The organism is Pontibacter vulgaris (genome assembly GCF_022758145.1).
GTDB lineage: Bacteria > Bacteroidota > Bacteroidia > Cytophagales > Hymenobacteraceae > Pontibacter > Pontibacter vulgaris.
Map to the genome: position 1 here is coordinate 248989 of NZ_JAJVDH010000007.1, position 13501 is coordinate 262489.

The following is a 13501-nucleotide window of genomic DNA, read 5'->3' on the forward strand; positions in this document are numbered from 1 at the left end:
TTTAAGTTTGAAGCATCCCTCAACTATCAAAGGATGTTTTAGCTGCTAAATGTTCCCAGTTTTCGAGGTCCTGCGCTACCTGCTGCAATTTGTTTCTGACGGCAGAAAAAGCAGTATTACCAAGCGGCAAACGCAGCGGCGGATTTTCCGCATCTACTACCTGAAGTATAACCTGCGCGGCCTTCTGCGGGTCGCCTTCCTGCTGACCGGCATACCCCAGAATATTGTTTTTAAAGACGCGTGCAGTAGCATCATACTCAGGCATTTCCAATTGAGCGCTTTTTATACTTGTACCTGCAAAGTTGGTCCGGAATGGGCCGGGCTCCACAATCGTAACTTTTATACCTAAGGGTGCTACTTCCTGAGCCAAGGCTTCACTCATACCTTCCAGAGCAAACTTACTGGCATTATACACCCCAAAGCCCTGCGTGCTCCTAAAACCCGCCACCGACGACATCTGGATGATATGGCCACTTCCCTGCCTGCGCATATAAGGTAAAATGGCCTGCGTAACCTGCAACACCCCGAAAAAGTTGGTTTCCATCACCTCCCGGAAATCTTTTATACTTGCTTCTTCCACGGCCCCCAGAAAGCCAAAACCGGCATTGTTTACCAGCACATCCAATCTGCCAAAATGGTTAAATGCTGCTTCTACAGTTGCTTTTACACCCTCCGGGTTGGTAACATCCATAAGGTAAGCAAAGGTATTGCCCTCCGAAATGCGGTTAAATTCCATGAGCTGGCCGGCTTGCCGTACTGTGCCAATTACTTTATCGCCGTTGCGGGCTGCTTCCTCTGCCAGCACTCTGCCAAACCCACCCGAAACGCCTGTTATAAACCATACTTTTCCTGCCATAGCTGTAGTGTTACAATTAATAAATGAAGTAGAAGTATACGCTTAGTTTAACTAAAACTGATACTTTTTGATGCCGCTTTATACTTGCAATTTCTATCTCCAGAAGTATAAAACAACATAGCCCCTGCCGCTTATGTCCGACAGGGGCTATGCTGCAATGATAATCTATACTTAAACGAGCTCTGAAGAAGTGCTTCGCTTAAATTTTCTGTTCTTCTTTTTTTGCTTGTTCAGGCGATTGATCCAAAGTATAATTCCTGTGATCGGGAATGTGAAACCGGCCAGACACGATAAAAAGGCGATAATACGGCCGGGCAGGCCACCAATAGAACCTACGTGAACCGGGTAAAACGTAGCCCGCACCCGCTGACCCAAGTTACGCTCTGCAAAAAAATTCTGCCCAATTCTGGCACCGCTATACTGATCGAGGTAAATCTGGTTTGATGCACGCTCATGCGCAGCATCTTTCGGCATGGCAGTTATAGTTATCGCCTCAGCAGAATCTTTGGCTGTACCTAATGTATAAAATTCTGCATCTGGCAATTCTGTTTTGGCAATCGTAAAAGCTTTATCAAACGTGATTGGCGTTGCCCCAACCTGCACTGTAGATAGCGGAGGCTCCGGGCGTTTGTTTTCAGTGCCAGTTACCGTATAAATAGCATCGTTAAACCATTCAAAAGACCAGGCCAGGCCGGTAAAAGCAAATGCAAACAGGAAAATGGCCGTGTAAAAACCAATAACAATGTGCAGGTCGTGATTAATGCGTTTCCAGCCGCCGTTCAATTTTAAAGTAAGGCGTTGCTTAAGCGCTTTCATTTTCTTAGGCCACCAAAGTATAATTCCGGTAAGTATAATAAACAGAAACATACTTGTTGAAATACCCACGATCAGCTTACCTGGCTCATCAACAAGCAGCCAGCGGTGCAGCGCAAACATCGTATAGAAAAACGAGTTACGGTGCGTGTACAGGCTGATCAGTTCGCCGGTGTACGGGTTCATAAACGCCTGACTACCGCCGCCTTTACCTTTTTCGCCTTTACCCTTCTCCTCTTTTCCTTTACTACCATCTTCATGTTTAACTTCTGCTTTCTTCGTTCCATCCTCCAAACTATAGCTTAGCTCCACAGAGCGGGTAGGGTTGTCATATACTTTAACGGAGTTCACTTTTGCACCGGGCACTTTGCTTTTCAGTTCGGTTACCAATTGCTCCAAAGGCACACGGTTTTGGCCGGCTTCTACTTTATAGCGCTCGGGGTAAATGGTTTGCTGCAGTTCTTTTTCGAAAACAAGTGCAGCTCCAGTAAAACAAACCACAGCTATTACCAGACCGCAGGCAAGGCTAAGGTATAGGTGAATGTTCCGGAAGAAATTTTTCATGTGACAGGTATTGGGTTATGGTTTTGGTACAGGCTCCTAATGCTAACAGGTGCTGCGTTTATACTTGCAGCACCTGTTGGTAATTATACTTAAGAATGTAAGTGTAAACTAGAATTTATAAGCTAAGGTGGTTACAAACTGGCGAGGCGGAATCGGGTTTACGCTATAATTCTCGTGTACGTAGTAATTCAGCTCGTTTGTGATGTTCGACAGCTTACCCTGTAACGACACTTTTTTGTAAGTATAGCCCGCCGATATATCGAATGTGGTAAAACCGTTAACCGAGAATAAACGGTCGTTTATAGTTACTTCGCCGGTCTCTTTATTTACCACATAGTTTTTGTTCCAGCCTGCGTTGCGCTTGCCTGTATAAAAACCCGATATACCTAATCTTAAACCCTTAAGTGCCGTGCTCTGGAAAGTATAGAACACTGATCCGTTGGCAGTATGAGCCGGGTTGCTTACAAGCCTTTCACCTTCTATGTAGCTGCCATTTTTACCTGATGTTTTGGTATAGCGCATAAAGTTGTAACTATAGCCACCCCAAAAACTAAAACCGTTATTTAACGTTCCGTTCAGGTCAACTTCTACCCCATCGCTGGTTGTTTCGCCGGTAAGTTCTTTTATAGTTGCATCGCTGTTTGCCGAGCCATCTGCCAGGAACTGCGCCATTTGCGCCAGGTTGTTGTTCTTAATTTTATAGAGCGTTACGTTTGCCGATAACTTGTCTTTAAGCAGATCTGTTTTAACGCCCACTTCGTACTGGTCGATAATAGAAGGTGCCAGGTTTTCGCCTTTGATATCCTTGCCTGTATTTGGCGTGAAGTTATTGGAATAGCTGGTGAACAACGAGATGAAGGCAACCGGCTGATAGACGAGACCTACACGCGGCGAAAAGGCTCTGTCGTACTTAGTTGTTGCCGTGGTATTGGGTACTTTAGCTTCTGTAACCAGGTCATATACATCGGCTACCGGAACTTTTTGTACTGACCAGCGCAAGCCAGCCAATACTTTTAATTTCTCTGAAAGGCTAACCAGGTTCTGCGCATAAAATCCGACACGGTAGGTTGGCGCCTCGGTGCGGGTTAGCATTGTGGTCATAGGCTCATCGGTGCGAGGCGTAAATTTGGTCGGGTTCAGGATGTTAATGCTGTCATACACGCCACTCTTATCCAGTGATTCGATTCTGAAAGTATGGCTGGTGTTCATGTATTGTTCGGCATCGGCACCTACTAGAAGCTGGTGTCTTATAGTTCCGGTCTTAAAATCGCCGTTCAGGTTTACCTGGCCGGTGTAATATTCCTCTCCAATTTTAGAGCGCGTTAGTTTACGGCCCCAGTCGCCGTCAGTATCGGCCTGAATTCGCTCGGTAGAAAAATAATTACGGTCGAAAGCTTGATAAGCACCCACTACATTCAGTTTCCAGGCATCGTTGAAAGTATGATTTATAGTTGCCGAGGTGGTGGTTTGTTCTACTTTGTTAAAGGCCCATGGCGCATTAAAGAAAGCAGATCTGGAAATATCTTTTGAGATGGTTTTGCCACCCAGCGTACCGATACCAAAATCAGGTGTAAAGTCATGCTTCAGGTAATCGCCTTGCACCAGTATCTCGGTTTTTGCACCCAGTTTGTAAAGTAACGATGGGTTTACGTAGTAACGTTTAGACTCTACAGAATTGCGATAACTTTCAGCAGTTTCAGCTGTTCCGATTACTCTGAAAGCAAGGTTTTTGGTGATCGGGCCGTAAATATCGGCCGTTGGCTTATACAAATTATAGCTACCCACACGCATCTGCACTTCTCCGCCATATTCGAACTTAGGTTGCTTGGTTACCATGTTTATAACAGCACCGCCTGTAACGTTACCATATAATAAAGCAGCGCTTCCTTTCAGTACCTCAACGCGCTCCAGTGTGCTGGCTTCCGGTATTACAGCTGAGTTAGAACGTGCACCATTCTTCATGATGTTATTGGCACCCAGGTTATAGCCACGGGCAAAAAAGGTTTCGGCAGTAGCACCGCGGGTTGTTCCCATCGATACGCCATTTACGTTTTTGATCACATCGCTTAGTTTTGATGCCTGCTGGCTGGCGATAACCTCGCTCCCAACTATAGCTATACTTTGCGGCAAATCGATGGGATTAATGGCGATCTTACCTGCTGTTACAGGTTTGCGGTTTATACTTCTGGCTCCGGTAACTACCACTTCAGAAAGCTGAGCTGCACTCTCGGTAAGTATAAAATCTAATTGTGTTGTCTGGTCAACTACAATGGTTACAACGCTCTCGCGTGGTTCCAGACCTACAAATGAGCAACGAAGTGTATACGTACCCGGTTTGATGCCAAGAATTTTAAAGCTGCCATCTTCAGCGGTAACCGTGCCCCTGTTCAGTTCAGGTAACGATACATTAACAAAAGAAGCAGGCTGGCTATCACTGGTTTTTACTATACCCCTGATATTTCCTGTTTTGCCGGCTGTATCAGCATTTACAGGTACAGCAAACAATAGCAAAACGCAACTTAATAGCACTTGAAGTATATAGCTCCGGTTCATATATTAGGCTTTCGTTTATTTAGATTAATTTTAAATAGTGTGACAAAGCAAATCACTATTTAGATTAATTCCAAATAATTTTAACCAACAATATTTTCTTATAACTCGAAGCAAGCTGCAAGCATGGCAGGTAAGTATAAGATAATCAATACAGTACTACCTATCTGTAAAATCATTTATTCTTCACAGCATTAGATTTTGTATTTTTGTAACTATAACCGCTATACTTTGAAAGACCCGATCCGCAAGATAATCCACGTAGATATGGACGCCTTTTTCGCGTCGGTGGAGCAGCGCGATAACCCGGAGCTACGCGGAAAACCAGTGGCGGTGGGTGGGTCACGGGCAAGAGGCGTAGTGGCAGCCGCCAGCTACGAAGCCCGCAAGTATGGCGTACACTCGGCCCTGGCCTCTAAAATTGCAGCCCAGCGGTGCCCGCAGCTCATTTTTGTAAAAGCAAGGTTTGATGTTTACAGTGCCGTTTCGAGACAGATCCGGGAAATATTTCATGAGTATACCGACCTTGTGGAGCCGCTTTCGCTGGATGAAGCTTACCTGGATGTAACCGAGAACAAGATCGGGATGCCCTCTGCAACTATAATTGCCAACCAGATACGCCAGCGCATTTTTGAAGTGACCGGGCTTACGGCATCGGCGGGTGTGTCTTTCAATAAATTTCTGGCCAAAATCGCTTCGGACATGAACAAGCCGAACGGTTTTACACTTATTACTCCGGATAAAGCTGAAGAACTGGTTGCAAGCCTCGAGATCAGCAAGTTTCATGGTATTGGTAAAGTAACGGCAGCCAAAATGCAAAGTATGGGCATACTTACCGGGGCCGACCTGCGCGAGCGAACCGAGGAAGAACTGGTACGCCATTTTGGTAAAACCGGCCGCTATTACTACCGCATTGCCCGCGCCCAGGACGACCGCGACGTACAGCCACACCGCATCCGGAAATCCATTGGCTCGGAGCGAACCTTTGAAACCGACATTGCCGAAGAAGAAACCATGCTCGAACAACTGCTATACTTAGCCAAAGAGGTTGCCCACGACATGGAACGCCTGAAAGCCACAGCCAAAACCATTACGCTTAAAATAAAATACTTCGATTTTACCCTGAATACGCGTAGCAAAACCTTCGGGAGTGAGTTTGCCACAGCCGATGCCATTTTTACCATAGCCCGCGACTTGTTGCGAATGCCGCAATTGCCCCAGTACCCGGTACGTCTTTTAGGAATATCCGCCAGTTCGCTTCTTTACCAGCACGACCGACTGCAGGAAGGTTATCAGCTTACGTTAGAATTATAGTTATAAAGTAAAGAGTTAATCTTATGGCTTTATACTTTGCCTTCGCCCCGTCTTTTTGTCTGAATCAGGATTTACAAGATCAATTTTGATTGGCAGGATTTTTTTAAAACTCGGTGCGCTCCTGCAAGCTTTTGGTCCTAGTTTCTGCTTCTGAGAGTCGAAGTTACCGGACTTCGAAGGAAAAATTTTATACTTTCTCATGTCATCCCGAGCGCTAGCCGAGGGATCTTATACAACCTAAGTATAAACCCACCCCTTGCCCCTCCAAGGAGGGGAATTCCTCTGTGCTATATTTTGGGGTATAGTTTCATAGTTACTTTTAGACACCCCCTCCGCCCCCCTTCAAAGGGGGACTTTCTGCCTTTATTATCGTCTCAGTTATAGTTTCATAGTTGCAGACCAAGATTGGACAGGTCGCGACCTGTCCCTACACCCGGTTTCGGTTGCATAGCCGCCAGCTAAGTAGTATCAATCCCAGTTTCTGTGTTGAGCCGCCTTGTGAGATCCGGTGCCCGCTTAGGGCAGCCGCAGCGCAGCGGAAAAGAGGGCCCCTACCCCCGGCAGGAGGGAACACAGTGGCGAGGCAGAGAAACGAGGCCGCCCGGCCTGGGAGGGCACCAAAGTATAAAATGAAACGATAGGCAAGTAAAGCTCCCAGGATAACAAGTAACTATGAAAGGATAGCCTGGTTTAGAAAAGTATAAACTTCAACTATAAAACTATACCAACATTCTTGTTAGAAATTGAATTAAGCTAATACTTCTTAAACTATACTTGAATTTTAATAAAGATATCCCTATGCATAAGCAGCAACACTAAAAACAGGTATCAGGATAATCAAAATATTCCCGTAACTTTACAGTCCATAAGACCAAACCTAACTTATGGCTACTAAATATATATTTGTTACAGGAGGCGTTACCTCCTCTCTTGGTAAAGGTATTATCTCCGCTTCTCTTGCTAAGTTGCTGCAGGCAAGAGGTTTCTCTGTAACAATCCAGAAATTCGACCCATACATCAACATCGATCCGGGTACCCTTAACCCTTATGAGCACGGCGAATGCTTTGTAACAGAAGACGGCGCCGAAACCGACCTGGATCTGGGCCACTATGAGCGTTTCCTGAATACGCCAACCTCACAAGCTAATAACGTTACAACTGGCCGTATTTATTATCATGTGATAACGCAGGAGCGCGAAGGTGCTTACCTGGGCAAAACAGTGCAGGTTATTCCGCATATTACAGACGAAATAAAACGCCGCCTGCTTCTTTTAGGCGAATCAGGCGAATTTGATATCGTGATTACAGAGATCGGTGGTTGCGTGGGCGATATCGAATCTTTGCCTTTTATTGAAGCCGTACGACAGTTGCGCTGGGAACTGGGTGTAAACGAATCTTGTGTTATCCACCTTACCCTGTTGCCATACTTAAAAGCAGCCGGCGAACTGAAAACAAAACCAACGCAGCACTCTGTAAGAACCCTTTCGGAAGCAGGTGTGCAACCAGACATACTTGTTTGCCGCTCAGAGCATCCTATCCCAACAGAAATGCGCAAGAAAATTGCCCTTTTCTGTAACGTCAAGATCAATTCAGTAATCGAATCTTTGGACGCAGAAACAATTTACGATGTGCCGTTGCTGATGCGCAAAGAAAAACTGGATGAGCGTGTAATAAGCAAATTAAAGCTGCCGCACCGTGCCGATCCGGATTTGGATAGCTGGAAAGAATTCCTGGGCCGCCTGAAAAACCCGACTGCTGCAGTTAATATAGCCTTAGTTGGTAAGTATGTAGAGCTGCCTGATGCTTATAAATCTATAGTAGAATCTTTTATACATGCCGGCGCTTACAACGAGTGTAAGGTAAATATTAAATGGATTCAGTCTGAGCATGTTACAGACGAAAACGTAGCCTCTTTGCTACATAACATGGATGGCGTGCTGGTAGCGCCTGGCTTTGGCGAGCGTGGCTTCAGAGGTAAATTAGAGGCCATTCGCTATGTACGTGAAAATAATATTCCGTTCTTTGGCATCTGTTTAGGCATGCAATGCGCTGCCGTAGAGTTTGCCCGCAACGTGCTGGGCCTGCAGGATGCTGCTTCAACTGAAATGAACCCGAATACACCACACCCGATCATCGACATGATGGCCGACCAGAAAGAAATAACGCAGAAAGGCGGCACAATGCGCCTGGGTGCTTATACTTGTGAACTAAAGAAGGGCTCAAAAGCGTATTCTATTTACGGCAAGAGCAAAATTTCGGAGCGCCACAGGCACCGTTACGAATTCAACAACAAATACTTAGCCGATTTTGAACAGGCAGGCATGCAAGCAACAGGTATAAACCCTGAAACTGGCCTTGTAGAAGTGATAGAGCTGCAAAACCATCCTTGGTTTGTAGCGGCACAGTACCACCCGGAACTGAAGAGCACTGTACTTAACCCACACCCGCTTTTCGTAAAATTTGTAAAGGCGGCCATTAATTTCGGTAAATCTAACTAAGCAACACAAACACAATTCAATATTTTTTAAATGGATAGAAATCAAGCGATTGGCTTTGGATTGATCGCCGCGCTACTGCTGGCTTACTCCTTCTTCTTTTCGAGCCCAAAGGAAGATGCCAACAAAAAAGCAACAATTAAAACGGAGCAGGTGGCACAACAGCCAACCACCCCGGTAGCTGAAGACGACTCACTGGCACAGGCGCGCAGAGCTGCTGCATTGGGTGCCTTTGGTACAGCCGCAACCGGCGAAGCGCGTAAGAGCGTGCTGGAAAATGAAAACATCCGTGTTGCTATCAGCAGCAAAGGTGGTCAGGTAGAAGAAGTGCTCCTGAAAAATTATAAAACCTACAAAGGCGAGCCGCTTATCCTGTTCGACAGCAAAAGCAGCAAAACCGATGTAGAGTTCGCTACAAACGATGGCAAAAAGATCAAATTATCTGATCTATACTTCACTCCTTCCGAGGTTGTAAAAGGCAAGTCTGGCGAAAAGGCTACCCAAACCATTACTTACAGAGCCGAGCTTGGCAATGGCCAGTACATCGACCAGATCTATACTTTGTCTGATAAAAGCTTTGAGCTAGGTTACAAACTTGACTTTAAAGGCCTCAACAACCAGATCAGCGGTAACAACATTACCCTTACCTGGAACGATAAGCTGAAGCAACTGGAGCGCGATATCAAACAAAACCGTGCTAAATCTACTATTAATTACTATTCTGCAGAAGGCAGCTTCGAGAAGTTATCTATCTCTGACAATACTGAAAACGCTACAGTTGAGGAGCCGCTGAAGTGGGTTGCTAACAAGCAGAATTTCTTTACGGCGGGTATAATCGCTAAAAACAGCTTTGCAGGCGCAAAACTGGAGGCAAATACGAACCTGGCCGATTCTTCTGTTGTTAAAACGCTTTCATCGCAGATCCTCATCCCGACACAGGATGTACTTTCTGGCAAAGGTGAGTTTACCTACTATTTCGGCCCGAACGACTACAAGATACTCAAGCACATCGGCGATGATTTCAACAGAAACCTGGACCTGGGCTGGGGAATTTTCGCTTATGTGAACAAATGGGTAATCATCCCAGCCTTCGATTTCCTGGAGAATTATATTGGCAGCTACGGTATCATTATCATACTGCTGGTACTTTATATCAAAACCATCCTCTTCCCGCTAACCTATAAGTCATACTTATCGATGGCGAAGATGAAGGTGCTGAAACCGGAGATAGACGCAATTAAAGAGCGTAACGAAGGCGACATGCAGAAAACGCAGATGGAGACCATGAAGCTGTACAACGAAATGGGCGTAAACCCATTAAGCGGTTGTATACCAATGGTTTTACAGATCCCGATCCTGTTTGCAATGTTCAACTTCTTCCCGAACTCTATTGAGCTTCGCCAGGAGGCTTTCCTTTGGGCAACTGACCTTTCTACGTACGATGTGTTCGCCAAATTGCCGTTTACTATTCCGTTCTATGGCGACCACGTAAGTATGTTTACCTTGCTGATGACGGCATCTACTATACTTTATACCTGGTCTAACAACCAGATGAATGCAAGTATGCAGGGCCCGATGAAGTTTTACAGCTACCTGATGCCGGTTATCTTTATGTTCGTTCTGAACTCTTTCCCGGCTGGTCTTAGCTTCTACTACTTTGTTTCTAACATGGTAACCTTCGGCCAGCAGGCCATGATCCGCCAGTTTGTGGATGAAGGAAAAGTTAGAGCGAAACTGGAAGAGAACAAAGGCAAGCGCCAGGAGAAAAAGAAAACTTCCGGTCCGTCCTTTACGGAGCGTATGCAGGAGGCAATGCGTGCCGCCGCTGAAAAAGAGCAGCAGAAGCGCAACCCGAAAGCTAAAAAATAAGCACATGCTTTAAAGTATAAAAAAGCCTTCCCAGTACCGGGGAAGGCTTTTTTATTGGCTATACTTGCGGCGCTCACGTATGTAGAGGTACAAAACAAAGACTATGAAAAAGAACCTGTACATGCCAGCCTTACTCCTGCTGGCGCTGGCTGCCTGGAGCTGTGGTAAAACCCAGGACGAAGACAAAACACTGGCCAGCACGCACCCTAAACTCGAAAAGCAGCTCTCCCGCGACTCAATAGAACTACCGACTGATAACCTGGAAAATGCCAGTATTTACGACCGTTACCGCATTACTGAACAGGAATACTATAACAGTGGAGATTATGCTGTACCTAACATGTATAGGGGAAAGCTGGCAGCGTTAGATGATAAAAGCCATACAGAAGCCGCTACTTTTAAAACAGCACTGACCGAAGGCCTTAAACAAGGTGTAAATTTTGCAGGTAAGTATACGGTTGTAACTGTTGGTTGCGGCACCTCATGCCAGGTACACTATGTAGTTGACCGCGAAAATGGCAAAGTGCTGGATAAGGTGCAAAGCAGCATGGGTGCCAGGTACAGTCCCGATAGCCGCCTGTTCATCATCAACCCAACTGACACTACCGTAAACTATAAAGAATGCCAGAACTGTATGCCTCAGGGCTTTGTATTTGAAAACGGGAAGTTCCGGAAGGTAGGCACCACAACGCAAGATAGGTAATGAAAGTACAGGGGCGAACTATAAAAAACCTGGTGTTGGCAATAAATTTCATACTTGCCGGAGCTTTTTTTATGGCTTTGCCTGCCTGCAACAGCAGCACGGCAAACAGCACTGCAAAACAGGACACAAAGCCAGCAGAGCCTTTTATACTTTTCCAGAAAACGCCTTGCTTTGGTATTTGCCCGGCATATGAAGCAAGTATAGCAACTAACGGAAGTATAACATTTATCGGCTGGGACCATGTGCCTGTAATAGATACGGTGAAGCTATACCTCGCCCCGCAAGACTTAGCTATACTAAGAAAAGATGTACAACAGTTAAAGTATAAAACCCTGCAGGATACTTACCTGACCCAATGGTCCGACATGCCCTCTACCATCACAACTTTTTATGAAAAAGGCAGGCAGGTAAAAAAAGTAAAACAGGAAGAAGGCGGCCCTGAGCAATTAATTCAGTTTCAGGATAAACTGCATAAAATGATCATGAAGCTCGTAGAAGAAGAAGCTAAAGGACGGCTACCCAAACAGTAGATGCCATAAGCCTTACAATAAAAAAAGCCTTACTGATTTCTCAGTAAGGCTTTTCCTTTCTTATCCCTAGAATGTGATTACAGTTTTCGCACACGCTCCAACTTTAGCATGTTCATCGGGTTAGGCTCCAGGCCTTTAATATTGTTCTGGGTTAACCTAACCACTTCATCATAATACAATACTATAACCGGAGATTCTTCTACAATAATTCTGTCCATAGCCTGATAAATTGCCCAGCGTTTCTGCACATCACGCTCCAGGTTTGCCTGCTCATAAAGCCTGTCGAACTGGGCGTTTTTAAAATGCGTTTTGTTAGGGCCGGCCGGCGAAAAGTTTTTACTGTAGAATAAGGCAAGGTAGTTTTCGGCATCCGGGTAATCGCCAAGCCATGATTTCATAAAAAAGGGAGCGCGGCCATTATCAACTGTTTCCTGGTGTGCAGGTGCCTGGTTAATATCAATCTGTACTTTAGCGCCTACCTCAGCCCATTTTTTCTGCATATATTCTGCCAGTTCTTTGTGCTCTGCCACGGTGCTCAGGCGCATTTTTAATGGCTTTGCTAACGTATAACCAGCTGCTTTTAACAGCTCCGCAGCTTTTTTAGGATTGTAACTATAACCCGGCACCGCTTTTTCTGAATAAGACGGCAACGAAGGTGGCACCATACCTGAGTGCCCCGGTATACCAATGTTATTTCTGAAATATGCGATCATCTCTTTTTTGTTGATGGCATAGTTCAGCGCTTGGCGAACGCGTTTGTCCTGCAAGGCCGGGTTGGCATCTTTCAGGTTTGCAGGGTCGAGCTGAAAACCGATATACTCTGTGTTGAGGTAGGGCACTTTCTGTACTGTAAACTTACCGGCAAAGTCAGCTTGTATTGTACCATCGTTGTTAAGTATAAGATCGCGCGAGCCTTCTTTTATACCTGATAAAAAGTCAAGCTTGCCCTGCATAAAGGTCAGGAACTCAGATTTTCTGTCGGTTATGAAAGAAATCTGCACAGCATCTAAGTATGGAAGCTGTTTACCTTTTTCGTCTTTCTTAAAATACTTCGGGTTACGGTGCATCACAATCGCATTGCCTTCATCCCAGAGCTTAAATACAAATGGACCCGTTCCTACCGGGTTTGCGCGAAAATCTTTGCCATACTTTGCCACTGCTTCCTGCGGCACTACATACGCATAAGGCATGGTCAGTATTTCCAGGAAAGCGATAAAAGGCTCGTTCAGGTATATTTTAAACGTGCTGTCGTTTACGGCCATAAAAGCCGTATCGGAGATAGCGCCGCTCTTGTCGGTCAGCACTTTGTCGTTAAAGATCCAGGCGCCGGTGCTGGCCGTTTTGGGGTCAACTATGCGCTTAAAACTATATTCAAAGTCTTTTGCCGTTACTTTACGGCCTTTGCCGCCTTTAAAAACAGCATTGTCGTGGAAATACACATCATCGCGCAGGTAGAAAGTATAACTGCGGCCATCTTCCGAAACTTCCCAGCTTTTGGCTATACTTGGGCCGGTTTTCAGGTCCTGGTCCAGCTCTACCAGGCCATTATAAAGTTGTGTGCTGGCCCAGATATTTGCCTGGTTGCGGGCAAAGGCCGGATCCAGCGAGGATAGCGCTTCCGGCTGGTTATACCTGAAAACAGTTTTTACCTCTCCGCTTTTAGTGGCCTCAGTACACGACTGGCACAATACTAAAAAAGTGGATAACAAGGGTAAAATGGTGGATAAAAAAAGGCGTTGTGTTCTTAAATGCATCAAGCTATGTGGTCAAAAAGATGTATCTTTGTGCAAGTTAAAGTATCTTGCGT

General features: G+C 45.5%; 9 protein-coding genes. 5 read left to right on the forward strand and 4 right to left on the reverse strand.

Going from position 1 to position 13501, the window contains the following annotated elements; genetic code table 11:
- Positions 1–19: 19 nt before the first annotated feature.
- The 3 genes from LWP20_RS16840 to LWP20_RS16850 form a co-directional block, all read right to left on the reverse strand.
- Entirely contained in the window at positions 20–856 is an 837-nt protein-coding gene (locus tag LWP20_RS16840; protein ID WP_242929345.1) for an oxidoreductase, read from the reverse strand.
- Positions 857–1027: 171 nt separating this feature from the next.
- Complete coding sequence (locus tag LWP20_RS16845) at positions 1028–2233, reverse strand: PepSY-associated TM helix domain-containing protein (protein WP_242929346.1); 1206 nt, start codon at positions 2231–2233, stop codon at positions 1028–1030.
- 108 nt (positions 2234–2341) lie between these two features.
- On the reverse strand, positions 2342–4786 hold the full coding sequence (locus LWP20_RS16850; RefSeq protein WP_242929347.1) for a TonB-dependent receptor: 2445 nt from the start codon (positions 4784–4786) through the stop codon (positions 2342–2344).
- 228 nt (positions 4787–5014) lie between these two features.
- On the opposite strand from LWP20_RS16850, the gene dinB reads away from it, so the two are divergent.
- The 5 genes from dinB to LWP20_RS16875 all read left to right on the forward strand — a co-directional run bounded on the left by dinB (position 5015) and on the right by LWP20_RS16875 (position 11694).
- Positions 5015–6097, forward strand: coding sequence for a DNA polymerase IV (gene dinB / locus LWP20_RS16855; RefSeq protein ID WP_262914630.1), 1083 nt, complete (start codon positions 5015–5017; stop codon positions 6095–6097).
- 884 nt (positions 6098–6981) lie between these two features.
- On the forward strand, positions 6982–8595 hold the full coding sequence (gene pyrG, locus LWP20_RS16860; protein WP_242929348.1) for a CTP synthase: 1614 nt from the start codon (positions 6982–6984) through the stop codon (positions 8593–8595).
- A 30-nt stretch (positions 8596–8625) separates the two neighbouring features.
- Positions 8626–10461 (forward strand): membrane protein insertase YidC, encoded by a 1836-nt coding sequence (gene yidC / locus LWP20_RS16865; RefSeq protein WP_242929349.1) that lies wholly within the window; start codon positions 8626–8628, stop codon positions 10459–10461.
- 103 nt (positions 10462–10564) lie between these two features.
- On the forward strand, positions 10565–11164 hold the full coding sequence (locus LWP20_RS16870) for a hypothetical protein (protein ID WP_242929350.1): 600 nt from the start codon (positions 10565–10567) through the stop codon (positions 11162–11164).
- Entirely contained in the window at positions 11164–11694 is a 531-nt protein-coding gene (locus LWP20_RS16875; RefSeq protein WP_242929351.1) for a DUF6438 domain-containing protein, read from the forward strand. Before LWP20_RS16870 ends, LWP20_RS16875 begins: the two co-directional genes overlap by 1 nt.
- Positions 11695–11771: 77 nt before the next feature.
- Here the strand turns inward: LWP20_RS16875 and LWP20_RS16880 are convergent, their stop codons facing one another.
- A complete protein-coding gene (locus LWP20_RS16880) occupies positions 11772–13403 on the reverse strand; it encodes an ABC transporter substrate-binding protein (protein WP_242929352.1) in 1632 nt (543 codons plus the stop codon).
- Between the last annotated feature and the right edge of the window lie 98 nt (positions 13404–13501).